Origin of the sequence: Microvirga solisilvae (genome assembly GCF_022808595.1) — a bacterium.
Taxonomy (GTDB): domain Bacteria; phylum Pseudomonadota; class Alphaproteobacteria; order Rhizobiales; family Beijerinckiaceae; genus Microvirga; species Microvirga solisilvae.
Genome location: NZ_JAKUCN010000006.1, coordinates 66,743 through 91,978, shown reverse-complemented (window position 1 = coordinate 91,978; position 25,236 = coordinate 66,743). Strand labels below are relative to the sequence as shown.

Here is a 25,236-nt window from a genome sequence, read left to right as displayed (position 1 = left end):
GTATGCACTGTCTTGTTCCAAGCCTGCGCCTCACCCGCATGAAGCGTGATTGTATCGCGCCGCTCGATATAATCCGCACAGCCTGCCAGGAGTATTGCAGAAGCAAACAAAGGAATGCACAGAGCAAATCTTCTCATCGCGTTACTGCTTGACGACTTTCTTGACCACATTGCGCTTTCCTGGCTTCAGTTCGACGATATGGCCGTAGGGGCCGATCACACCCGTTCCTTCAGAAAAGCGCCTCTGCATCTCATTGTCGACTTCCAGCGCACCCAGGAGAAAGAACTCCGCATCGTTGCTCGGCTTAGATGAGTCAAGCGGAGTGCGAAGAGGCTGCCCGGGCTTGCCAGGCCTGACGAGGCGCGGCGTCACGATGATAACGAGATCAGTTTCCTGCTCCTCGAAGGATGAAGAGCTGAATAGAGCGCCGATGATCGGCAGAGATCCGAGCCAAGGAATTTGCTCGCGATTCTTTGAATGGACGCTTTGCAGAAGTCCCGCCATCGCGAAGCTCTGCCCGTCACGGATCTCAATAGAGGTGCTGGCACGACGGGTGATGAATCCCGGAATGGAAATCGAGCCTGTGCTGACACGGATCGAATCGTCGATCTGGCTCACTTCCGGTTCCAGCTTTAGGTTGATGATGCCGTTTTCGAGAACGGTGGGCGTGAAATTCAGACGAACGCCGTATTCCTTGTAGGTAACGGTGACCTGATTGTCCTCTGCAGACACGGGAATCGGCACTTCGCCGCCGGCCAGAAAGCTTGCCTTCTCTCCAGAAAGTGCAATCAGGTTCGGCTCGGCAAGGCGCCGCGCCAATCCTTTCTCTTCCAGGGCTTGCACGAGAATATCAGCGCTGACACCACCCCCGAGGACTTGAGCAAGTACGGTGCCAAAGGGGGTCGCGCCGCTGGCTAGAAGCGGATTGAACCGGACAATGCCATCCGATGCCTCTTCATCGCCGCGGGGCTTAAAGCTGCCCGTCCTGACATCACCCTTTCTTCCGCGAGCATGCCAGCTGACGCCGAGCTCGCGACCTGCCGTCCGGTTCGCCTCGATGAATCGAACTTCGAGCAAAACTTGTTGGCCACCCGTGACGCGCAGCGCATTGATGACGCCATCGGAGCCATATTGCTCAGCAATCTCCAGAGCCTTGCGAAGGGCAATGCCATCCGGAACCGTGCCGCTCAGGCGCAGGCGACCATTGATCGTCTCGACCCGAATATTGGCCTGAGGAATGGTCTCTCGAATCGTGTCTGCCAAGTCCGGAGTATCGGCCCCGATTTCTACATTGACCGTTCCAAGCAACTCATCATCCGCCCCATAGACGGCAACATTGGTCCGCCCATTGGACTTGCCCAGCACATAGAACGAGCGTGCCGTTAGAGGAACGGCCGTTGCGATATCCGGATTTCCCACCACGACACGGCCAACATCGGCTGCCGTCCTGGCGGTGAGAAACTGCCCTTGTGCCACATTGAGGTCACCGATGGCACGCCCCTTGGTGAACCGCAGGAGCTTCTCCTGCGCCTCAGCGTTAGAATTAAATCCTATAAAAGCGAAAGAAAAGGCGATGAGTGCGAGAACAGGCCCAATCTTGCTCAGCGCGGCCCACCAGCGCGCCGGGTCACACGTAACTCGCATTTCTGAAAACCGCCCCTAAAAATGTTACTTTGTTCTAATTCTCTTCCGAACGCGGTGTCCATCCGGTCGAACGGCCTAGAACATCCTTAGATGTGGGGCCTGTATAGTTAACCGGCGGTAAAGAATGCTTGGCCTAAGCCATCTGGACTAGTGTTAACTTCACCTGGAAAGCAGTTGCGCCAAAAAGCCTTAGTTATAAGGCCAAGGGTTGCAGACGCCAGGGAACCGTTGCTACATCAATTAAAGCGAATCATAAATGAAGTGCGGCCGAAAAAGGCACGGGGGACTTGGCATGAAAGGACTCGACAGAAAGCTGGCATCAGCTCTGCTTATCTGCGCGCTCCCGCTACTGGCTGGCTGCAACAGCGCAGGCCTCTCGAGCTTCGGCAATGACCTCACCGAACTCGAACTCCCCGCCTCCGTCGAGGAATATCCCGACAATGAAGTGTTCAAGGTCGCCAAGGTGCAATTCGCCCAAGGCAACTATGGACATGCGGCTCGTTATTACGAGCGCACGGTCGAAGTTGAGCCTAATAACGGAGAGGCATGGCTTGGGCTCGCGGCCTCCTATGATCGCGTGCGCCGCTTCGACTTGGCCGATCGTGCCTATCGGGAAGCCGGGCGCCTGATTGGAGACCGGGCCGAGTATTACAACAACATCGGCTATTCCTACATGCTGCGCGGCGATGTGGTGAAGGCGAGAGCCAATTTCCTGAAGGCTCACGAAATGGATCCCACCAGCCCGACAATCAATAACAACTTGGATATGCTGCGGGACAACGTCACCCGCCCTAGGGCGAGAGTCTAACCCAAAGCGCGGGACCAAAGGCTCTAGCGTCTGGTCTAATGGGCCTGCACGCAGCCCTCTTCCCTGCAGTGATCACTCACTGATGTCGGCAGTGGATGCGTGGTGGCTTCTCATGCCCAGCATAGGCATTGCGAGTTCTATCGCTCTCTAGGAAAGCCTCCCGTAGGGAAACTCCCATGGAAAGTACTGCTAGACCGTTTGGCTGAATGTCGCACGCCCGAAGCACTAGGCCATCAGGCTGAATAGACCGGCATACGAAAAAGTTCTTTGAATATGTGTAACACAGCCACACCGGCTTGTGGGGGGCCGCACCGAAGGTGTGGCAGGCCAATGCACTAACCGAGGAACAAAGGCTATGAAGTCTCTTATCAATCGCTTTCGCAAAAACGAGTCCGGCGCGACCGCCATCGAGTATGGCCTCATCGCAGCCCTGATCGCTGTCGTCATCATTGGCGCCTTGACCATGGCAGGCTCTGAGTTGACCACGACCTTCGAGAACATCACGAACAACCTGAAGGCTGCTAACAAGCCTGCTACCTAATATCTTAGCGATACGCTCGCTTTGATCGGCGGAGGGCCCCTCCCTCCGCCATTTCATTAAATTATCCGCGTTCATTGCTATCATAAACATTAGAGAGGGCAGTAATGACGATCTCTGCTGTAGCAGCACTTACTGCAAGTCTTTGCTTCGCTGCAGCAACGATCTGGGCGGGCCTGATGGATCTCGCGACCATGAAGATCCGCAATGAACTCGTTCTCTTTCTTCTCGCCATATACGCCACCCTCGCTCCTCTTGCGGGGCTAGGAGCTGTCCAGATCGGCATGAGCGCGGCCGTCGCGATCGCCGTTTTCATGGCTCTTTTCATCTTCTTCGGCTTCGGGTGGATCGGCGGCGGCGACGCCAAACTCATTTCCGTTATCGTGCTATGGCTCGGGGCCGAACATGCCCTTCCCTATGTAGTCTTCATGGCCCTCTTCGGCGGCGTTTTCTGCCTTCTGCTTATTCGCTTCCGTTCGATACCGCTTCCTGCTTTCTGCGCGCAAGTTCCCTGGATCGTGCACCTGCACTCCAAGGAGAAAGGAGTGCCTTACGGCGTGGCCATTGCAGCGGCAGCTCTCTTTATCTTTCCTAAAACGCCTTGGATAACGCTCCTGTCATGATGCAGATGGCTACCATGGCTCGCCTTATGACCAACTCCCGACCAAGTGGAGGCTTTTGATCATGCTGCGCATCATCATTCTCGTCGTCGCGATTGGCGCCGGAAGTCTTGCCGGCTGGCTTGCGCTGTCGATGCAGCCTGGCGTCGCCGTCACCACAGTACAGGCACCAGCCCCTACAGTTGCCATGGTCGACGTTCTCGTCGCCGCTGCGGATTTGGGACAAGGCCACCCTCTAAGCGAAAAGTCATTCAGCTGGAAGCCCTGGCCGGTCGATGCAGTCAGCCCGGGCTTTATCACGCGCTCCGGTCAGCCTGATGCCACCAAAAATCTCATGGGCATGATGGTCCGTAGCCAATTCGTCTCCGGCGAACCAATCCGCGAAGAAAAACTGTCCCGAACTTCCAATCTGCTCGCTTCGATGCTGAGCCCCGGCAAGCGTGCCGTGGCGATACGCATCTCTGTGGAGAGTACGGCAGGCGGTTTCATTCTACCGAACGACAGGGTTGATGTGATCCAGACCCTTGGACGCCCCGGTGAAAATCAGGCAAGCGGTCTCAGCCGCACTCTTCTCACTAATATCCGCGTACTTGCGGTGGATCAGAGAGTCGAAGAAGCCACGCCAAAGAGCCAGCAGCCTGTCGCCATGGGCAAGACGGCAACGCTCGAACTCACCCCACCCCAGGCCGAGGCAATCGCCGCGGCTCAGGCTACGGGCATTCTGTCTCTCTCACTTCGCTCCATAGCCGACAACGCTGAACAGCCGTCGGTTCGCACTGAGAACAGCGCAGTTCGCATCCTGCGAGCAGGACAAAGCGAAGTGGTGAAATTCTAGTATCAATTATGAGGCATCTGCGACGAGGATCGCTTCTCCCATGACGGACTTGGTTTTGGACACGACGGATCAGCTCTCTGGTAAAATCTTCGAACAAAGCCGCGAGACGGCCCATCTCTCCGTCGACTCCGTCACGGAAACTGCTCGCGCACGTGAGACAGTCCGCATTCCACGGATCGTCATCGAAGCATTCTGCGATAGCCCGGATGTGGCAGCAGCCATCGAGAGCGCAGCCCGTGACCGATTGATGGCACGAACTCGCGTCACGGTTCGCATGGGTGGCTTAGCGGCAGCTATTCAGCATTACGGCCAGGCAGCAACACCCAATCTTGTCATTATCGAGAGCCGCTCCGGAGGAGCAATCTATCTCTCCGATCTCGACCGCCTTGCGGAAGTCTGCGACCCGGGAACGCGTGTCATGGCTATCGGACATGCCAATGACATTGTCTTCTATCGGGAACTCATCAAGCGCGGCATCAGCGAATATTTGCTCGCCCCTACCGATCCTGTCTCGTTGATCTCATCCATTTCCAGCGTCTATGGAGAGCGCAATCCGGATAAGCTCGGCCAGACTTATGCCTTTATCGGTGCGAAAGGTGGCGTTGGCTCGTCCACGATTGCTCATAATATTGCCTGGACGATTGCACGGCGGTCCAGTTCTGACGTCATGATCGCTGATCTCGACCTGCCCTTCGGCACCGCCAGCCTCGACTTCAACCTCGATCCAGGGTCCGGAATCGCAGAGGCCTTGCAGGATACCAGCCGTCTCGATGAGGTTCTACTCGACCGGCTTCTGACCAAATATGACGATCACTTGAGCCTTCTCTCCGCTCCAGCAACGCTCGACAGACCTTATGACCTTCATGAGAACGCCCTTGAGACACTCATCGAAGTCGCTCAATCAAGTATTCCCTTCACGGTTTTGGACATTCCGCACATGTGGACCTCTTGGTCCAAGAACGTGCTGATTGCGGCCGATGAGATCATCATCGTGGCCGCTCCGGACCTGGCCAACATGCGCAATGCCAAGAACATGATCAGCGTCCTGCAGCAGGCACGTCCTAATGACCCGCCGCCCAAACTGGTCTTGAACCAAGTCGGCATGCCAAAGCGTCCTGAGATTAAACCGAAGGAATTCGCGAAGGCCGTACAGCTCGAACCGGTCGCCTGCATTCCTTTCGACGCGCAGGCTTTTGGAAACGCTGCCAACAAGGGACAAATGGTTGCTGAGGTTTCCGCGAAAGGAGCTGCGGCCAAGACGTTCAACGAGGTGTCCGACCTTCTGATTGGGCGCAAGGATACGAAACGCGGGCGTGGTTCAGCTCTAAGACTGGGATCTCTTTTGGGCTCTCTGAAACGCAAATCGGATGGTTCCGCCAACAAGTAGTTCGGAGCAGCCCTATGCAAAGCGAGAATGCAATATTCAGGATGCTCACGAAGGTTGTTCCGATCCGGAATCGCCGATCGCGGAAGAGGTCCATATCGTCACTCCTCCGGCGGGACCAGAGAGGCGTCTCCGCCCTTGAGTTCAGCCTCTTCGCGCCTATCCTGATCTTCGGATTTCTTTCTGTTGCCGATCTTGCATTTCTTGCTCAGCAGGACATGGCTATCGGCCATGTGCTTCGGATCGGCGCGGATGAGGCCATGATGGACCTGTCGCCTGATCCAGAAGCGTCATATATCGTCAACGTCATGAACCGCATGGCGACAGAGAATTTTGCCGTCGACAGCACGAGTGCCGTCAATGGGAAACCGCCGGTGAAATTCTCGGCAGCACGCTCCTGTGCCTGCCCTAACAATATCAACGCTCCTCAGAGCTGCTCGTCCATCTGTACGACCTCAACGGGAAATACAACGCCGCTTGCCTTCTATACTCTCTCCGCCGAGAGCAGGTCCCTCAATGTTTTCCTGCCTCAGATTACCTTGAAGCCCAGCATTAAGATCCAGGTCCGATGAACAAGGTCTTCAAATCCCTCAGCCGAACAAAATACTGTGAAAGCGGTTCTGCCGCTGTCGAGTTTGCTTTCATTGGATTGCTATTGATTGCAGGAACTGTCGGCATTGTTGAGTTCGGGCGCGCTTTTTGGCTTTACAACAAGCTCTCGAACGCCATTGAAAAGACCTCGCGCAAGAACCTCGTCAAATCGATTGACGACGCTCAAATTGCTAAGGAAATCAAGAAGGATTTCCCAACCGCTGAAGTTGGCACTGTGTGGGCTGAACCACCGGAGGTCACAGTAACGCTCGGCCCGAACTTCAGGACCGTGAAAGCTGTTATAGCCTTCAAGCCCGTTATCCCGGTATTAATGGGTGAGAATATCGATATTACGCTGACGCGGCGCTTCTGGAAGGTTCCAAGCGCAACTTGAACGCCATCGAATAAGTTTTACTGCTGCTTTGTAGCCTCGGCCTTGCCAATCGGTCGGCAGGCATCGACACAGGAATACACCTGCTGAGCGCTGCCGTGATAAACGGTCGTTACTTGGCTCGCACTGGCCGAGACAACCACCCGCAGATTGGCAATCTCCGCTCCCGCTTCGCCAAGAATGATCATGTTCGTGACGCCGACAGCCTTCCCTGTCAGGACAAGATTATACTCATCGCTCAATGTACCGTCGACAATACTAGGGTTGCCGATGATGATCGTGCGCGCCGGCAGGTCGAATGTCAGGATCTTGGCAAAATCCAACGTGACAGGAAGGGCATCTTGATCTGCTCGGACGCGAATGCGAGACGCCGTTGAACTTACAGCACCCTGGGATGGCAATTCATCCGAACGCACTTCGGCGAAAGGGCACAGGAATCCCAGTACGAGTGTCGCCAAGGTGGTCTTCAAGAGTAAGCCCTGCATCGATTTAATCCGGTCGGATGGCATTCTTCTTTCAAACCACCTGTTCGGCCATGGATGCAATTAGGCCATATGGCCGAGGCTTGGACGGAAATGTCCTAGGCCAAGAAGCTGAATGGACCCCTGCCTTAGGCAGGTTCAAAAAGAGATCTGATGTGGACGGCGACGAGCCTGACGGAAGGATCGGAGAGCCGAGCAAAGGCGAGACTTCACAATATGTTCGGCAAAAGAAGTTTGCAGAATGAAGGCTTCAAGAAGCCCCCTGCTCTGCCACCAGGCATTCAGGCTGACTCTACGTCTGCCGGCACTCAACCCAACACGCACAAGTCCCACCCTGCCGAGCCCACTTCACGCGCCGTAACAGGGCAAGCAAAGCCAGGCTCAACAGAAGGCAATGGCCCACGTCCGCAAGCGCCCCGGAAGAATGACGAATATTATGCTCTAAAGGCCCAAGTCTTTGCCACGCTGATCGAAGCCATCGACGTTACCCAGCTGGGTAAGATGGATCTTGAACAGGCACGCAGTGCCATTGGCGATATCGTCAAGGATATCGTAAGCGCGAAGAAGCTTGCGATGTCCACCGCCGAGCAGGACGAACTTCTGCAGGACATCTGCAATGACGTCCTGGGATATGGCCCTCTCGAGCCTCTGCTTGCCCGCGACGACATTGCCGACATCATGGTGAACGGCGCTGATACCGTTTATATCGAAGTCGGCGGCAAAGTTCAGAAGACGGATATCCATTTTAAGGACAATGCTCAGCTTCTGCATATTTGCCAGCGCATCGTTAGCCAGGTCGGCCGTCGTGTTGATGAATCGAGTCCCATTTGCGATGCTCGCCTCGCTGATGGGTCTCGCGTCAACGTCATCGCCCCACCGCTGGCCATCGACGGGCCGACGCTCACGATCCGAAAGTTCAAGAAGGACAAGCTCACGCTTGAGCAATTGGTCAAGTTCGGGGCAATCACTCCCGAAGGCGCGGCCATTCTTGAAATCATCGGACGCGTCCGCTGCAACGTGATCATTTCCGGCGGTACGGGCTCCGGCAAGACGACACTGCTGAACTGCCTGACCCGTTACATCGAGCCTGGCGAACGCATTGTCACCTGCGAGGATGCCGCCGAACTGCAATTGCAGCAGCCCCATGTCGTCCGCCTGGAAACCCGCCCTCCCAATATTGAGGGAGAGGGTCAAATCACCATGCGCGATCTCGTCAAGAACTGTCTCCGTATGCGTCCAGAGCGCATTATCGTAGGCGAGGTGCGAGGCCCGGAGGCTTTTGATCTCCTCCAGGCCATGAACACCGGTCACGACGGGTCGATGGGTACACTGCACTCGAATTCTCCACGCGAAGCAGTATCCCGTATCGAGTCGATGATCACGATGGGAGGTTACAGCCTTCCATCCAAGACTATTCGTGAAATGATTACCTCATCCGTCGACGTGATTGTTCAGGCTGCTCGTCTGCGTGATGGTTCCCGTCGCATTACACACATCACCGAGGTGCTCGGCCTGGAAGGAGATGTCATCATTACGCAGGATCTCTTCACTTATGAGATCATTGGCGAGGATGCGAACGGCAACATTATCGGGAAGCATCGCTCGACAGGCGTGGGACGCCCGCGGTTTTGGGACAGGGCGCGCTATTACGGCGAAGAGAAGCGCTTGGCCGCAGCCCTCGACGCCGCGGACAAGGTCGACGGCTGATGCTGAAGCCCGAGCTCATCCCAATCTATATTGCTCTGCTGGTTACGTTATGCGCTGCAAGCATCGTAATCGCGCTTCTGTACACTTACTTTGAGCGTCGTTCCGATACTTACAAACGCTTCGCAGCCATTGCTGCAATGGGGCCGACTGTAAGTCGCAGCTCTATAAGCGATGAAGCGAAGCGCCGCAAAGCGCTCGAAGCAACGCTTCAAGAATTGGAGGACAAGCAGAAATCCAAGAAAAGCTCCAAGCTGACGTTGATGGTACGCATCCGTCAGGCTGGCCTCACCTGGACGATGAAGACCTATTACCTGGTGAGCATCGGAGCAGGCATCTTCTCGTTCTTTCTGTCGTTGATCCTCTTCGGTCTTGGCCTCGTTTCCTCCATCGGCTTCGGTATAACCGGCGGCCTCCTGATCCCTTACATCTATGTCAACGGCAAGAGAGGCAGCCGCTTCAAGGCTTTCTCGAATGAATTTCCGAATGCGGTCGATGTGATTGTTCGTGGCGTGAAGGCCGGCCTTCCGCTCGTGGATTGCCTTCGGATTATCTCCCTGGAAGCCCAGGAGCCGGTGAGAGGCGAGTTCCGAGCCATCCTTGAAGATCAAACCCTGGGATTGCCGATCGACGAAGCCGTCCAGAAGTTTGCCGGGCGCATCCCTCTTACGGAAGCAAACTTCTTCTCGATTGTCATCTCCCTGCAGAGCCGAACCGGCGGCAGCCTTTCCGAGGCTTTGTCCAATCTCTCGAAGGTGTTGCGCGAACGCAAGAAGATGAAGGCTAAAATCAAGGCCGTCAGTTCTGAGGCAAAGGCCTCCGCCGGCATCATCGGCAGCCTTCCGGTCGTGGTTGCGACGCTGATTTACCTCACGTCGCCGGAATATATCGGCCTTCTTTTCTCAACAACAACTGGGAACATTACTCTTGCTGTATCGGGCTTCTGGATGCTGATCGGATGTCTCGTGATGCGTAAGATGATCAACTTCGACTTCTGAGGCACCTATGAACCCGGCAGGAATCCTTGCGAACAGCGATCTTCTTATAGCTCTTTCAGCATCCATTTCCGTATGCGGTGCAATTCTGGTTATCGCTTGGCCCTACTTCGCCCGCGATGAGCTGAACACCCGCATGGCTCAGGTAGCGAGCGAGCGTGAAAGAATTCGTGCGCGGGAACGCGCCCGTCTCAATCCGACAAAAAAAGCTCCGTCCCTACGAAAGGAGCCTAAGAAGCTGTTCAAGGCTATTGTCGATCGGTTTGACCTCGCCAGCCAAGTCGAGGGCGGGGATCTCGCTCAAAAATTGCGCATGGCCGGTTATCGCGGCGAAAGCCCGGTCATTACGTTCTTGGCCATTCGAGCGATCGCTCCGCTCGTTATTTTCCTGCTCGCGCTCTTCTATGTTTTTGCCGTTCTGCGCCTCCAGCATCCGATGTTCGTAAAGCTCGGGATCTCTGTTGTCGGTGCTTGGATCGGCTATTTCGTGCCGCCCTTGTATTTGCAAAACAAGATCAAGAAGCGTCAGGAATCCATCCAGCGCTCTTGGCCTGATGCGCTCGATCTCCTCCTGATCTGTGTCGAGTGCGGCATGGGAATCGAGAGCGCCCTTCGCAAAGTCTCGGAAGAAATTGGAGTTCAATCTATCGAACTTGCGGAAGAACTTAGCCTTACGACGGCCGAACTCTCTTATCTACAGGATCGCCGTAAAGCCTATGACAATCTGGGAGAGCGCACAGGCCTGGATGGCGTCAAAAGCGTGGTCACGAGCCTTATTCAGTCAGAAAAATACGGCACTCCCCTCGCCCATTCCTTGAGAGTGCTCGCTCAAGAAAATCGCGATATGCGTATGAGCGAGGCTGAAAAGAAGGCTGCGGCTCTCCCTCCGAAGCTCACGGTACCGATGATCCTGTTCTTCCTGCCAGTTCTGTTCGCCGTCATCATCACGCCGGCCATCATTCGAATTATGATTATGTAAAAGCAAGGAAACGGAAGAGTTCGGCTATGAACGCAGGGCTCAGATAGGCTCCGACAAGCACAGAAACTAGACCGTTAGTATCCGTCTCTCTTGCCATAGGCGCAGGACGCCTCTCAATCAGAGTCCCTAGCTATTTCAGGTCATTAAATTAACCGGAAGCCTTTTACTCGGTAAGCCTTATTATCTGCGCGATCTTCGCTTCTTTCGTTCCGGCGAATTTGCAGTTTGATCCCATCTTGATTGTGGAATTTCCCGTGAAGATCACCCTATCTGCAATGATCTGAAAACAAATATTCGAAGCAGTCGAATTGCCCAAGAATTCGACTTCCGATCCAGGCAAGTAGATAGCGCCTTGAATCGTGGAATTAGGGGCGCCTGTGATCTTGAAAAGCTCATCACAGGTTGGCGAATTCAAAGTACAGCGTGCGCCAAAGAAGACGAGACCCATAAGGCTTTCAGTTGCCTCGTTCTTATTGCTAGCGTTAGGCGCAACCAAGTCAATGAATGGGTTTCCTGCCAATTTCGCAGTTGCGTTATTTGCAAAAAAGAACGTTACACCCTGCCCGCTGATAGTGCCGCCGTTCATGGACATATTGCCGCCATCGACGATGTAAAGGCCTGGGAGAAAGGTGACGCTGGTCTTATCTTTTACGGTTAGTCCACCGCAGAACCGCATGACATGATGCGGTCCTGGATCGACAGTGCCGGATACGACATTGCTCGTTGCGCATTCAATGTCCGAAAAATCCGGCTCCTCAACCATTGCATAGGGATCAGGTATCGCGGGGGCGTTCTCCTGGACACTAGGGCATATTTGCTCGTTCAGATCCAAAGTTTCCTCACTTGGATTTTTGATCGAGCTCCCCCCAACCGTACTGATACAATCGGCGGCGAGATACGCACTAGAATTCGGCATATAATACGCGGTATCCTGAACGGAGTTAGAGGCAACCCCACAATCCTTCAAAGTTGCTGATGAGCTGCCGGAGACTTCGACAGCCTTCTGCTTTGTCTGCGACAGAGCGATAACGCAGGCTGGTGTTCCATCCGATAGTCGAGCGACGGCACGCGACTCGATCCTAATTGGGTCCTTTGAGAATATGGATGATAAGAGACGTGCCTTGACTTCGAAGAGACGAACCTCAACCGCTTGGTGATCTTTGGCTGAGACGCCTGTCTGTGGAGGGTTGTTAACGAAGAGATTGGTTGCAATCCATTCAGTTGAAACAGGGTCAGGGTCCAAATCCACCAATTTGGGCTTAAAACCTGTGCTTGCTGCAGCTCTAATGGCAGCGGCATCCAGCTTGGTTCCGGTATCTCCCGCGCGCTTGCGTACAGCGGCAGAATACGCTGCTGTATCGGCGGCGTTCTGCAACTTGCGTGCCGTATAATACCAGTATCCGGTCTCCCCCCCTAAGGCCATGCCACCGATGATGACGGGCGACATGAGGCCCATGGCTACTGCCGTTGCTCCTCCCTCGTTCTTCCAGAACTTATGAAGGCGTGAGAAAACAGAGTTTTTTTGTGATACAGGCATAGGAGACACGACCATCATGGACTCTCCGCCGGAGCACGATGAGGATGCGCTCCGCGTTCAAGGCAAACTAAGACAGCCAATATATTGGCGTACTTTAGGAAGCTGTTCCATTCACCTGGATGGCCTAGGCCTAATGCGCTATGCAAGCGACAAGGAGTTCATCTCGGCGATGACATCTCGCGCCATCCGGGCAGCTTGGCGCGCTTTTCCCAAGGTAGTCGAGATGTCCCCGCCGGAGCCACATTCCTGCTCGAGCGCGGTACAGAACTCCGCCAATTCGGAGAACCCTAGTAGAGCAGCCTGGGACGTGATCGCGTGCGCCGCCCTGGCAATATAACGCCGGTCTGCATCGACAAAGTCATCGCTTGCCAATGATGTTCTCAATTGCTCGTCGAGCCTCGCAAGCCACTGCGAAATACGTTCCGCACCGATTGTATTTCTAAAATCTGCAAAGTGGCTCTTTTTGAAGGTTTGGCTAGATGGGCCGGCATCCGATTCTGCGCTCGCATCCACTATATCTGGAAGCCACTCCTTCAGTTTGCGCATGAGATCATCACGCCTGACCGGCTTGCCGATATGGTCATTGAAGCCTGCCTTCATGAAGTCCCGAACCTGCTGCGGCAGCACGTTGGCCGTCATGGCTGCGATGAAGACTTTGCTCGCTGGATGATCAAGGGCTCGAATTTCGCGAATTGCCGTCATTCCATCCATGCCAGGCATCTGGATGTCCATGAGGACAAGATCATAGTTTGAGGCCTGCACAGCCGCCACGGCCTCCTCCCCATTGCAGGCGGCGTCAATCGTATGACCTGCAGCCTCGAGCAGAATCTGCACCAGCTCCCGGTTGATCTCGACATCCTCGACAATAAGGATGCGGGCGGGCTTTGTGGCCTTTGGCACTCCCTCCTGGATAGGCACCAAGGGCGGCATGTCGATTTGAGGCAAGCTCAACTCGATCCAGAATGTCGATCCTTTGCCCTGCTCGCTCTGCATGCCGATCTGGCCGCCCATCAACTCAATGAGGCGCTTGGAGATGGCAAGCCCTAACCCCGTGCCGCCGAACTCACGCCGGATGGATGGGTCGCCCTGGGAGAACCGCTTGAAGAGGCGACCATGTTGCTCCAGCGGAATACCAATGCCTGTGTCAGTTACGGAAATGCGAATGATCTCCCCCGCATCGGAAGCGCCCTTACATTCCACACGAGTCGTGATCTGGCCTTCACGGGTGAACTTGACGGCATTGTTCAGAAGATTGAGCAGGATCTGGCGCAACCGCGCCTCGTCACCAAGAACCATCTTGGGAACTTCGGGATCCCATTCAATGCGGATGGGAACTCCCTTCTTTCCCGCGCCGCTGCTGACAATAGAAACCGTGTTGTCGATCAGAGACATCAGTGAGAATGGCTCGATCTGCAGCCTGATCTGCTCTGCTTCGATGCTGGAAAAGTCGAGAATGTCATTTGCCACAGTCAGCAGCGCGGACGCGGATACCTGAATCAGGTCTGCATAACGCCTCTGCTTCGTGTTCAGCTTTTCATCCAGAAGCTGCTCGGTGTAGCCGATAATTCCATTGAGCGGAGTGCGGATCTCGTGGCTCATGGATGCCAGAAAGTTCGTCTTGGCCTGGCTTGCGATGTTAGCTTGGCTCAGAGCCTTCTCCGCAACATCCTTGGATGCCATCAGCTCCTTCTCACGGTCGGCAACGGCCTGTGCCATTCTATTGAAGGCACGCTCTAGAATGCGAACCTCTCCCATTCCTTTGTAGGGAGAACGCACATCAAAATTGCCTCGCTCGAGCGCCTCAGCTGTTTGGACAAGGCTTCGAAGCGGCCGCAAAATCAATCCTTCCACGCCCAGCATTCCAAGCAGAAGCGATCCACTTACAATAATGATGATGAGGAAAAAGCGGTAACGCAGCGTTTCATCGATCGCACCAATCACAGATGCTCTGTTAAGCCCGACGGCCAGAATCGTATCCGTCCCCGGCAACGCCCGGAAGACGAAAAGCCGAGAAGAGCCGAAAAGGTCAGCAGCCTCAGCATATCCTTGCGGCTTCTCAAGCGCTGAGCGCGCCACCTCATGGCTTTGGAGGCTGCGGCCGATCCACCCTGGCATGGGAGGATCATGAGCAATGAGTGTTCCATTGCGGTCGAGCACGAGAGTGTTGATGTCGAGACTTGTCCCAAGCGCCAGGAAAGAATGCTCTTTCTGAAGATCAAGCCTTATGACGGCAGTAATAATGGCTTCAACCTGTCCTTTATCCAGGATAGGCATAGCAGCAGCCATGCTGAGGAGGCCTGACTTGGAGTCTGCAGTGAGTTCTCCAAGAGCGAAGCGTTCACCACTCAGAGTCTTTCTGAAAACCTCCTGCTCAGAGAAGGTGGAATTTGAGTTCTCCGAACTGGCAGTGCAGATTTCTCGTCCGCCCGGCTCCGAAACACGCAATGAGATCAACCACGGATAAATACCGAAGTGGCGCTGAAGGGCATTCTTACAGCCTTGCTCGTCATCATTCAGAGAGCCCGTGTCGCTGAGGTGATGCAGAAGCACCCTTGTATCCTCTAGCATGCGGCTCTGACGCTCTACGGCATAAGAAATGAGAACTTCAGCCCGCTCGCGTGTGGCCTCCATCGCGAGCTTGCGCTCATCCCCGGCGAATTGGACGAGAGCGGCGCTTAAGGGCGCCAGTGCGGCAACTCCGATTAGAAAGAAACGCCAGATGAGGCTGCTGCGCTGCTCGCGGAAAATCCCCGAACCAGCCCGCATGATCTTTGCCTTCCATCCGACCTTCATGACTTCGCACTCGAGGCTGAGCTACATGCTGCTCATGAGATTTCGCCGACGGTTCGGATAGGGGCGCGCCCCTGCAACGGCTGCCGCAGCACGATTATTCACTCCGAAATAACGGAAGATGGCCGCCATGTGGATCTTCACCGTTCCCTCACCAAGCCGGAGAGCAAGCGCAATTTCCTTGTTTGTTTTTCCCTGAACAAGGAGATCCAGAACATCCTGTTGGCGTGGTGTCAGTGGGCTCATGGGCCCGGCTTCTGGCTCCAGCGAGGCGGCTGGCAATTCTACTTTCTCGACAGAAACCTTGCTTATGTCATCCGAGGTTTCTACGGCCATGGAAGAGATGTCGGCTAGGCTAGGCGGAACATAAATTCCGCCATCAAAAATAATCTGGAGAGCTGCAGCGAGATCCGTAATGCTCAAGCTCTTGAGCATATAGCCGTGAACACCCGCTTCGAGTGCCAGAAGGATATTGCGCCGGTTGTTCGAAGCCGAGATGACAGCCACCTTCGTTTCCGGAGAGCACTCTCGGACTGCGCGAAGGTTGGTGGGTGTGCCCATACCCGGCATAGAAAGGTCGAAGAGTGCCGCACCGATATTCGGGCTCTCGCCCAAACGCTCCAGGGCCTCATCCAAGGAACCGGCTTCTATGATCTCGGAGAATCCGAACTGCCGAACCAGAATCGCACCTACAGCCATTCGGAAATACGCATCATCATCAGCCACAAGGCCGATGCGCGCAGGCGCCCCCATCAATATGCCCCCCCTTTTAGACCCTGTCCGATGGCTCGGATCAGTACAGAAAGTCGAGTATTAAGTTTTATCTGGCTCAACTTGCCTTATTCCTAATAAAAGAACAATACGATACAATGTTATCGCGACATTAAGAGGCAACTAATCCCAGCTTTGCTCATCCTTATGAAGGTTAAATCGACATACTTTTACTCAATACGAAACAACGTTTGGGTTTCAGCACGCCGATCCAAGCAGAACTCATTTCTCCCTTACGAGATGAGCGGCGGTTCCGGACATATGGGAATAATCCCGAGCCTCGTTTCGAGATCTGAGCCTAGATAGAGACTGGCATATTATGTTTTATTATTACATAGACCAAACTGCATAGACTGTTTGCAAAATCGCCTACAGACGGGCAAGCAGAGCCCGAAAGAGCAACTTTTAGAGAAGGGCATTAAGAAAAAAATGAATCGGCACCTGCAGAAACGCAAATCTTATCTATCTTGCGTGGGATCATCACATAGCGGTCCCACCATGCTGCCAAGTCTCGAGAGCCGCCCTGGTACAAGCGCCAACTTATTTGGTAAATGCGGCAACCGCATCAGCGCCTAGTGTACTGTCACCAAGCTGGCCACAACAGGCTCCCGCAATCAAGGAAAAGCGCAGGCTGCGGCACTGTTCAAAGCACCCTGCCCTCGTCGACATTGCGCATTGCTCCTAAGCGCGAGCGGCGACTTGGCAGGCCCTTTCATAAACATCCTTGTATTTGGTGGCTGAACGATCCCATCCGAGAGGCCTGCTCATGGCGGCGCGACGCATGGCAGAGAGCCGGGAGCGCGAGCGGAATGTTTCAAGTCCTCGCTTGATGGCATCGGTGAAGCGATAAAGACAAGGCTCCCCGAAAAGGAAGCCCGTCACACCGTCCTCTATGGTGTCGGCAAGACCGCCTGTCTTGTGAGCGATGGGCAACGATCCGAAGCGCTGAGCGTACATCTGGCTCAGTCCGCAGGGCTCGAAACGGGACGGCATCAAAAGAAAGTCGCTGCCTGCATACATGCGACGGGCGTCACCTTCGTCATATCCGATCTTCACGCCAACGGAGCCAGGATGCCTCTGAGCCAGAGCTTTCAACTCAGCCTCGAACCGGGGTTCCCCCTGGCCAATGACAGCAATCTGCCCACCCTGCGACACGATGGTCTCCGCAGCCGAGATAGCCAGATCGACGCCCTTCTGATGAACCAGACGGGAGACCACGGCAAACAGCGGCCCGTTGGAAAGTGCAAGACCGAAATTCTTACGCACATTGTTGGCATTGGCGCGCTTGCCACGAACATTCTCTGCCGAGAAGCGGCTCACGAGATAAGGATCCTTGGCCGGATCCCAACTCGGATCGCTACCGTTGATGATCCCATCGAGACGCCCCTGACGGGCGCGGGTTCTCAAAAGCCCATCGAGACCACAGCCGAATTCCGGCCTCGTGATCTCCTTTGCATAAGTCGCACTGACGGTCGTGATGTGCGATGCGTAGAAGATACCTGCCTTCAGGAACGACAGCTTGCCGTAGAATTCGACACCGTTGATATGAAAGGCGGCATCCGGAATGCCTAGGCTCGACAGGCGATCTCGCTCGAATAACCCTTGATACGCCAAGTTATGGATGGTCAGGATGGTGGGGATGTGCTGGCCGCGCCAGGTCAAGTATGCAGCAGCTAAACCGGAAGGCCAATCGTTGAGATGCAGAAGATCGGCGCGCCAAAGCGCGTCCCCATGACCGCAGGCAATATCCGCCGCAGCAAGGCCAAGACGCGCGAAGCGAATATCATTGTCCTTCCAATCCACGCCAAGTGCATCGACATAAGGCGAACCGTCGCGCTCATACAGTTCGGGGCACAGCAGAACGTAAACTGTCAACCCATCCTTCGTTTGCCCACGCCCAAGGCCACAGGAAGGAATACCGAATGCTGAAGGTAGGCGGCCGATCTCTTCGATATGGCCGATTTGAGATAAAACCTGCCGATAACCCGGGATAAGGATGCGCACATCGTAATGATGCCTGAGAGCACGCGGCAAGGCTGCCGATACTTCACCAAGGCCGCCTGCTTTGACGTAATCGGCAATTTCCGATGTGACGAAAAGAATGGATTGGCGGCGTTTTACTGAGATTGAAGTCTGACGATCCTGATTCAGACCGACATGATTTGTCGTTGCGAAAGCTGCATCAGCTTCCGAGTAAAGTGTTTCCAGCATGTCATCACGAGGGCGCGCTCCCCAGTGACCTCCCGCGCCCAAAGCAGGTCGCCGTCATAACGCTTTTGCTCGTTGGAATGTTCCGCTGAAACTTCGAGTATTTTTGGGTACCCCTGGCCTGAAGACGATATGGAACTTTTCACCCCGTGCATCACGTATCGTGCAAGGAACTGCCTCAAAGCTTGGCCATATCCTTTGCGAAAGCTGGGAACATTGCACAGCAAAGCTCGTTCGCAAGTGTCCCAACCATTGGAGATGTCATGCAGCGGATACACACCATGCCTTTCGGAGCTGAGGTTACGGCAGAAGGCGTCCGCTTTTCTCTCTGGGCGCCGACTGCGCGGGATGCCAGACTTGTGGTGGATGGAACCGATCATGCCATGGAGCTTCATGAAGGTGGGTGGTTTCGTCTCACTACTCCTATGATCGATGCCGGAAAACGATACGGCTATAGAATTAACGGAAATCTCGTGGTCCCCGATCCAGCATCGCGCTTCCAGCCCGATGATGTTCATGGACTGAGTTCAGTCATCGATCCCCGATCCTTTGAATGGTCCGATAGGTCGTGGAAAGGACGCCCCTGGGAAGAGACCATTCTCTACGAAGTGCATGTGGGAACGGCCACGCCCGAGGGGACCTATACCGGGCTGATGAAGAAACTCGACTATCTTCGCGATCTGGGTGTCACAGCAATCGAGCTCATGCCGCTTGCAGAGTTTCCTGGTCGCAGGAACTGGGGTTACGATGGCGTTTTGCCTTTTGCTCCCGATGCGAGCTACGGGAGCCCCGACGATCTGAAGCGCCTGATCGACCATGCGCATAGTCTTGATCTGATGATGTTTCTGGACGTGGTCTACAATCACTTCGGGCCGTCAGGAAACTACCTGCATTCCTATGCCAAATCGTTCTTCACTGAACGGCATCCGACCCCATGGGGCGCCGGCATCAATATCGATGGAGAAGGCAGTCGCATAGTGCGCGACTTCTTCATTCACAATGCGCTTTACTGGCTGGAAGAGTATCACTTTGACGGCCTCCGGTTCGATGCCGTACATGCCATTGTCGACGATAGCAAACCTCATTTCCTGGAAGAACTCCCGACCCGTATTCGCGAGAGCATCCCTGATCGCCAAGTCCACCTCGTTCTTGAAAACGAGGCAAACCAGGCACGCTGGCTGGAACGGAAAGACGGGGGACGACCGCGTCTGCACACGGCACAATGGGCCGATGACGTCCACAATTCCTGGCATTCACTCCTGACAGGAGAGAATGAAGGCTATTATGAAGATTATGCGGACAGGCCGCTCGAGCGTCTGGGCCGGGCGCTGGCGGAGGGTTTCGCCTATCAGGGAGATCCCTCAGCGCATAAACCCGGAATCATCCGCGGCGAACCCTCGGCGCATCTTCCGCCGACAGCTTTCGTGTCCTTTCTCCAAAACCATGATCAGGTGGGCAACCGCGCCTTTGGAGAGCGGCTCTCGCATCTCATTACCTCCGACCGCCTTGCGCTCGCCCGAGCGATCTTTCTGCTCTCCCCCCAAATCCCTATGCTCTTCATGGGGGAGGAATGGTCGGCGTCATCGCCCTTCCAGTTCTTCGTCGATTTCGAAACGGAGCCGGATCTCGCTAAAGCCGTCCGCGAAGGGCGACGGAGCGAATTCAAGCATTTTAAGGCTTTTGCCGATGCCGACATGGCACAGCGCATCCCCGATCCAACAGAGCGTTCAACCTTCGAGCGCTCCAAAATCGATTGGGCAGAGAAAGAGAGATCGCCTCATCAAGGTGTACTGTCGGAAACACGTCGTTTGCTGAAACTCCGACGAGACGAAATCCTGCCTCTCCTCAGTCGCGAATATCAGGGCTCCCATTACGCCGCTTCGCAGGAGGGCATACTTGAAGTGATCTGGTCATTCTTTGAGGAAAATCTGCGCCTTGTCGCGAATGTCGGAAATCAATCGGCTTCCATCGATCTCAGCAATAAGTCTCGTGTCATCTGGACGAATGCAAGCCTCCCATCTGAAAGAGATCACTTCTCTCTCGAACCCTGGGAAGGATTGATTTTGAAAGAGGCCTCGGCATGAGCAGATTGGAGGCTCTTCTCGAGAATTTGTCAGAAGCCATTGGTATATCTTCGGATTACTCAGACGCTTTCGGACGGAATATCAAGACGACGCCGGAGACGCGACGCGCACTTCTCGAAGCCTTGGGCCTCAACATTTCAACCGAGGAAGCGGCGCAGCAGAGTCTTTCTCGTCTGAAGAAATTGAAGGCCGGATTAATACCCGCTGTCATATCTATCCTTGCGGATCGGCCTACTCTCATCCCACTCCGAGGCAAACCTCCACAAGGCCACTGGTCAATCACCCAGGAGAGCGGAGAAGCTCTTGAAGGGCGAGTTGCTGAGAATGATAATGCGCTGAGCATCCCTGCCCTGCCTATGGGCTATCACAGCCTTAACTTGGATGGTTTCGAGGCGACGATCATTGCTGCGCCCGAACAATGCTGGCAGCCCGAGGCACTAAACGATCACCGAAGACTATGGGGCGCGACGGCTCAAATCTATTCACTGCGTTCAGCGCACGATCTCGGCATTGGCGATTATACCGATGTCGCCGATCTGGCTCGAAGCATTGCTGCCTTGGGAGGAGCCTTCCTGGGTCTGAGCCCTGCTCACGCCCTCTTTGCAGCCGATCGCACCAAGATCTCACCTTATTCCCCATCATCACGGCTGTTCTTGGAATCGCTGTATATCGACCCAACCGCCGTCGATGGATTTGCTGAGAGCGGAGCCAAGCAAACTCTGGAACGGCAGGATGTGCAGGATCACATCTCTCGCCTTCAGGGCGCGCAACTCATCGACTATGGGCAAGCCTGGTGCATCAAGCGCTCCCTGCTAGACGCTGTATGGAAACATTTTCAGGTCTCGGGCGACCGATCTGCATTCGTAGCGTTCCAGCGCGGGGGAGGAAAAGCCCTCGAAGCACATGCGACATTCGAGGCCCTGTCAGAACATTTCAGCGCGCAAGGCCTTGCCTGGATCGGCGAGTGGCCGCAGGCATTTCGCGATGCCAGTTCCGTCGATGTCGAGAGGTTTCGATCCGAGCACGAGGAGCGTATTGAATTTCACGCTTGGCTGCAATGGATCGCCGATAAGCAATTGGCTCAGGCTGCCGATCATGCACGTGCGGCCGGTTTGACGATTGGCCTCTATCGGGATCTCGCAGTCGGAGCCGATGGCGGAGGATCTGAAATCTGGGCGACCCCTGAGCGCTATGCAGCGGGGCTTTCCATCGGCGCCCCACCCGATCCTCTCGGACCACAAGGTCAGAACTGGGGCTTGCCGCCTTTCAATCCTTTGGCTCTTGAGGAGCAAGGTCTCGCTGCCTTCCGCGATCTGGTCTCCGCGAATATGCGTCATGCTGGCGCGATCCGCATCGATCATGCATTCCAGTTGCAGCGCCTGTTCCTCATTCCATCCGGCGCGGCAGCCTCGCAGGGCGCTTATGTCGATTACCCCTTTGAGGCCATGCTCGCAGTGCTGCGCGTGGAAAGTCACCGCGCTCGCTGTCTAGTCATCGCGGAAGATCTCGGCACGGCTCCAAAGGGCTTCTCAGACGCTATCATGCAATCGGGTGTGCTCAGCTATCGCGTGCTTCCCTTCGAACGGGAAGGCGCAGGGTTCAAGGAGCCGCAAGCCTATCCGCGCCCTGCTCTCTCCGTTCTGACAACGCATGACCTGCCGACATTCATCGGGTGGTGGCGCGGGCTTGACATCGATCTGCGGCAGACCCTCGGCATCTTCGATCCTGAGACGGCAGAGCGCGAACGTGAGGCACGAGAGGCCGACAAGCGTCATTTCGCGGCATCCCTCGCCAAGGAAGGCCTGCTACCATCGTCTCAAGTTCCACATTCACCTCCTCTAGAACCTGCAATACGCTATCTCGCGCGCACTTCTTGTGTGCTGACGTCTCTGCAGATCGAGGACGCATCCGGCGAGTTGAACCAGCCCAACATGCCGGGAATGGATGTCGGACATCCAAACTGGCGCAGGCGCTTGTCCCGCACGACAGAATCCATTGCTGCGCCGGGCGGCCTTCTGGCAAAGCTCTCAGCTGCCTTGACCGAAGAAGGACGCGATGCTCGAGATCGTAAGAGTGCCTTGGCGTCCCCACCGCCGCGGGCCACCTATAGGCTGCAGTTTCACAAAGGCTTCACCTTTGATGATACCGTGAAAATCGTACCGTACTTGGCCAGCCTCGGCATCAGCCATGTCTATTCCTCGCCTATTCACGCCGCCAGCCCAGGGTCCACACACGGCTATGACATCGTGGATCATTACGTCATCAATTCTGAACTCGGTGGCGAGGAAGGTTTCCGCCGCTTTTCGGATGCTCTGAAAGAGCATGGCCTGAAACTCATTCTCGATATCGTTCCCAACCATATGGGCGTGGGCGGGCAAGCAAATGCATGGTGGCTGTCGGCTCTCGAATGGGGCCGCCTGTCGCCCACAGTAGACGCATTCGACATCGATTGGGAGCGACCAGGAGCAAACGGGAAGTTGCTTATTCCCATCCTCGGGAACGTCTATGGAGAGACGCTAGAGAAAGGTGAACTTGAGCTGAAGTTCGATGAAAGGGAAGGAAGCTTCAGCGTTTGGCATTGGGAACACCGCCTGCCGATCTGCCCAGCGACTTATCCGCTGGTTCTAGCACCAGTTCTGGCGGCTGTTGAGGACGGCGTGAAGACCAATGATCTTCTTTCTGTAACAGAGCGTCTTGCTGCTTTGAGTGAACCACATATCAAGTCGCCTGTGGAAGAAGGAGAGCGCTTGAAGGAGGACTTGGCGCGTATCGTAGCCAATCATCCCATGATTGGTGAGGCCATTAGCCGTACGCTCAAAAATATCAACGGCATCAAAGGAAGTCCCGAAAGCTTCAACGCTCTCCACCGCCTGCTCGAAGCTCAATCCTATCGCCTAGCCTATTGGCGCGCCGCATCAAGCGACATCAATTACCGACGGTTCTTCGACATTAATAGTCTTGCAGGCATACGAGTCGATATCCCGGAAGTCTTCGAGCGGACGCACGAATTGATCTTTCGCCTTGTGGATGAGAACCGCATCCATGGACTACGTATCGACCACATCGACGGGCTCGCCGATCCTGAGGGTTATGTGCAAGCGCTGCAGGGCAAACTCGGGCCAGGTTTCTATATTGTGGTCGAGAAAATTCTGGAGCCGGGCGAGGATTTACGTCCCTGGCCCGTTGCTGGCACCACCGGATACGATACGCTCAATCTCATCGACGGTGTCTTGGTCGATCAGGAGGCAGCTAAGACCTTCGAGCGTATTTACCAGGAAGCCTCTGGCTTCTCAGAAGATTATGACAGCCTTCTGAAGCAGGCGAAGATTGAGATCACTCAAAACAATTTCGCCAGCGAGCTGGACGCGATTACTTCCGATATCAAGACCATCGCTGACGCTAGCCATCACACGCGGGATTACACCAACCATGCCCTACGCCGGGCTTTGGTAGAGATCATCGCTGCATTCCCTGTTTATCGCAGCTATCTTACCGATTCCGCTCCTTCCCCCGAGGATGAGCGATTGATCACAGGCGCTATTGCTGCGGCGAAGCGATCAAGTCTTCTTCCAGACCGGAGTGCTCATGACTTTGTCGGAAGTGTTCTTCTCGGAAAGGCAAGGATTGCCAAGCTAGGAGATATTCGTCGTTTCCGGCAACGGTTCCAGCAACTCAGTGGGCCAGTTATGGCGAAGAGCCTCGAAGACACACTGTTCTATCGCTATGGGCGCTTGATTGCCTTGAACGAAGTCGGCGGGGATCCAGGGCATTTCGGCATAACGATTCAGGATTTCCACGAAGCTAATATTCAGAGGGCTCGGAACTGGCCTTACTCCATGCTCGCGACCGCCACTCACGATACGAAACGTGGCGAGGATGCTCGGGCGCGCCTGCTGGCTCTGTCAGAAATGCCGGATGATTGTGAGGCAACGATCAGGATGTGGCGAGAAATGATTTCTCCTCACCTTTCTGACATGGGTGGCTCTCCCGCACCGGACGCCAACGATCAGGTTATCCTGCTTCAGGCTCTTCTTGGCGCCTGGCCATTGGAGCTTTTGGACGCCAACGACAAGGAGGAAACGGCCTCATTCCACGAGCGGATGAAAGGTTATGTAACCAAGGCGCTCCGGGAGGCTAAAAGGCAGACAAGCTGGGTAAGCCCGAACGATGAATACGAGAGATCCGCGCTCAAAATCCTGCAGGCCGCTCTTGATCCGAAAAACGGCATTATCGAACGGCTTCGCCCGCTTGCACTGCGTCTCTCGGCCCTGGGCATGCTCAACGGATTGTCGCGCACGATCCTGAAGATGACGCTGCCGGGAGTTCCAGACATCTATCAGGGAACGGAATTCTGGGACTTTTCCCTAGTGGACCCCGATAATCGACGCCCTGTCGATTACGAAGCTCGTTCAAAAGCCCTGGCAGAGGGAAAACCATCCAAGAACTTTTTGGAGAATTGGCGCAGCGGCTCCACCAAGCAGCATTTTATCACGACACTCTTGAAGGACCGCGCCGGATCTTCTGATCTCTATGCGGATGGAGATTACCAGCCGCTACCTGTTATAGGCGAAGGCGCTGCACATGTAATCGCGTTCCTGAGAGAGCATGGCGATGAACGTCTTGCCGTGATCGTACCGCGCTTATGGAATGGCCTCATCGACATCGAAGAACTCCGGTTTCAACATCATTTCTGGAAAGACACGATCATAGCTCTGCCCGCAGGACAATGGACCAATGTGATAACAGGTGAGCTCCTGAGCCTCGACGACGGGGAACGGAGCCTGAGCGGGATCCTCTCCCCCTTCCCCTTCGCAGTCTTGAGACAGAAGAGTAAGACAGGGCGTCTCTGATCTTCCCGGACGCAAGGCTGGTCAC

18 protein-coding genes are annotated in these 25,236 nt (G+C 55.1%); 12 read left to right on the top strand and 6 right to left on the bottom strand.

Annotated features, from left to right (window positions below; all coding sequences use genetic code 11):
* Window positions 1-141 precede the first annotated feature (141 nt).
* The gene (locus MJ639_RS13130) at window positions 142-1,476 is read right to left on the bottom strand and encodes a type II and III secretion system protein family protein (RefSeq protein WP_243373478.1); all 1,335 of its coding nucleotides are present in this window, start codon (window positions 1,474-1,476) and stop codon (window positions 142-144) included.
* Window positions 1,477-1,936: 460 nt separating this feature from the next.
* Between MJ639_RS13130 and MJ639_RS13125 the strand changes: the two genes are divergently transcribed.
* The 7 genes from MJ639_RS13125 (at window position 1,937) to MJ639_RS13095 (ending at window position 6,814) form a co-directional block, all read left to right on the top strand.
* Window positions 1,937-2,452 (top strand): tetratricopeptide repeat protein, encoded by a 516-nt coding sequence (locus MJ639_RS13125; RefSeq protein ID WP_243373470.1) that lies wholly within the window; start codon window positions 1,937-1,939, stop codon window positions 2,450-2,452.
* Between the two features lie 355 nt (window positions 2,453-2,807).
* The gene (locus MJ639_RS13120) at window positions 2,808-2,993 is read left to right on the top strand and encodes a Flp family type IVb pilin (protein ID WP_243373468.1); all 186 of its coding nucleotides are present in this window, start codon (window positions 2,808-2,810) and stop codon (window positions 2,991-2,993) included.
* A gap of 104 nt (window positions 2,994-3,097) precedes the next feature.
* Entirely contained in the window at window positions 3,098-3,613 is a 516-nt protein-coding gene (locus MJ639_RS13115) for an A24 family peptidase (protein WP_243373466.1), read from the top strand.
* Between the two features lie 61 nt (window positions 3,614-3,674).
* Window positions 3,675-4,445, top strand: a complete 771-nt coding sequence (gene cpaB / locus MJ639_RS13110; RefSeq protein ID WP_243373464.1) for a Flp pilus assembly protein CpaB — start codon at window positions 3,675-3,677, stop codon at window positions 4,443-4,445.
* Window positions 4,446-4,485: 40 nt separating this feature from the next.
* The gene (locus MJ639_RS13105) at window positions 4,486-5,832 is read left to right on the top strand and encodes a CpaE/TadZ family protein (protein ID WP_243373446.1); all 1,347 of its coding nucleotides are present in this window, start codon (window positions 4,486-4,488) and stop codon (window positions 5,830-5,832) included.
* Between the two features lie 14 nt (window positions 5,833-5,846).
* The gene (locus MJ639_RS13100; protein ID WP_243373444.1) at window positions 5,847-6,401 is read left to right on the top strand and encodes a TadE/TadG family type IV pilus assembly protein; all 555 of its coding nucleotides are present in this window, start codon (window positions 5,847-5,849) and stop codon (window positions 6,399-6,401) included.
* Window positions 6,398-6,814 carry a TadE/TadG family type IV pilus assembly protein gene (locus MJ639_RS13095; protein ID WP_243373442.1) on the top strand — a complete coding sequence of 139 codons (417 nt, stop codon included), beginning with the start codon at window positions 6,398-6,400 and terminating at the stop codon, window positions 6,812-6,814. Before MJ639_RS13100 ends, MJ639_RS13095 begins: the two co-directional genes overlap by 4 nt.
* A gap of 17 nt (window positions 6,815-6,831) precedes the next feature.
* Here MJ639_RS13095 and MJ639_RS13090 read toward each other — a convergent pair whose 3' ends face one another.
* The gene (locus MJ639_RS13090) at window positions 6,832-7,269 is read right to left on the bottom strand and encodes a pilus assembly protein N-terminal domain-containing protein (RefSeq protein ID WP_243373440.1); all 438 of its coding nucleotides are present in this window, start codon (window positions 7,267-7,269) and stop codon (window positions 6,832-6,834) included.
* 240 nt (window positions 7,270-7,509) lie between these two features.
* On the opposite strand from MJ639_RS13090, the gene MJ639_RS13085 reads away from it, so the two are divergent.
* The 3 genes from MJ639_RS13085 to MJ639_RS13075 are packed head-to-tail and all read left to right on the top strand — an operon-like array spanning window position 7,510 to window position 10,971.
* The gene (locus MJ639_RS13085; protein ID WP_423790795.1) at window positions 7,510-9,000 is read left to right on the top strand and encodes a TadA family conjugal transfer-associated ATPase; all 1,491 of its coding nucleotides are present in this window, start codon (window positions 7,510-7,512) and stop codon (window positions 8,998-9,000) included.
* Window positions 9,000-9,995: a type II secretion system F family protein gene (locus MJ639_RS13080; protein ID WP_480212885.1), complete on the top strand. Its 996-nt coding sequence runs from the start codon at window positions 9,000-9,002 to the stop codon at window positions 9,993-9,995. Before MJ639_RS13085 ends, MJ639_RS13080 begins: the two co-directional genes overlap by 1 nt.
* Window positions 9,996-10,002: 7 nt before the next feature.
* A complete protein-coding gene (locus tag MJ639_RS13075) occupies window positions 10,003-10,971 on the top strand; it encodes a type II secretion system F family protein (protein ID WP_243373434.1) in 969 nt (322 codons plus the stop codon).
* Window positions 10,972-11,134: 163 nt separating this feature from the next.
* On the opposite strand, the gene MJ639_RS13070 is transcribed toward MJ639_RS13075, so the two are convergent.
* From MJ639_RS13070 to glgA, 4 genes are all read right to left on the bottom strand, one after another.
* Complete coding sequence (locus MJ639_RS13070; protein ID WP_243373432.1) at window positions 11,135-12,526, bottom strand: TadE/TadG family type IV pilus assembly protein; 1,392 nt, start codon at window positions 12,524-12,526, stop codon at window positions 11,135-11,137.
* A gap of 120 nt (window positions 12,527-12,646) precedes the next feature.
* Window positions 12,647-15,301: a hybrid sensor histidine kinase/response regulator gene (locus MJ639_RS13065; RefSeq protein WP_243373429.1), complete on the bottom strand. Its 2,655-nt coding sequence runs from the start codon at window positions 15,299-15,301 to the stop codon at window positions 12,647-12,649.
* Between the two features lie 21 nt (window positions 15,302-15,322).
* Entirely contained in the window at window positions 15,323-16,051 is a 729-nt protein-coding gene (locus MJ639_RS13060) for a LuxR C-terminal-related transcriptional regulator (protein WP_243373427.1), read from the bottom strand.
* 699 nt (window positions 16,052-16,750) lie between these two features.
* Entirely contained in the window at window positions 16,751-18,280 is a 1,530-nt protein-coding gene (gene glgA, locus MJ639_RS13055) for a glycogen synthase GlgA (protein ID WP_243373425.1), read from the bottom strand.
* Between the two features lie 260 nt (window positions 18,281-18,540).
* Between glgA and treZ the strand changes: the two genes are divergently transcribed.
* Window positions 18,541-20,361 carry a malto-oligosyltrehalose trehalohydrolase gene (treZ, locus tag MJ639_RS13050; RefSeq protein WP_243373423.1) on the top strand — a complete coding sequence of 607 codons (1,821 nt, stop codon included), beginning with the start codon at window positions 18,541-18,543 and terminating at the stop codon, window positions 20,359-20,361.
* Window positions 20,358-25,211 (top strand): malto-oligosyltrehalose synthase, encoded by a 4,854-nt coding sequence (gene treY, locus MJ639_RS13045; RefSeq protein ID WP_243373422.1) that lies wholly within the window; start codon window positions 20,358-20,360, stop codon window positions 25,209-25,211. Before treZ ends, treY begins: the two co-directional genes overlap by 4 nt.
* Window positions 25,212-25,236: the final 25 nt, after the last annotated feature.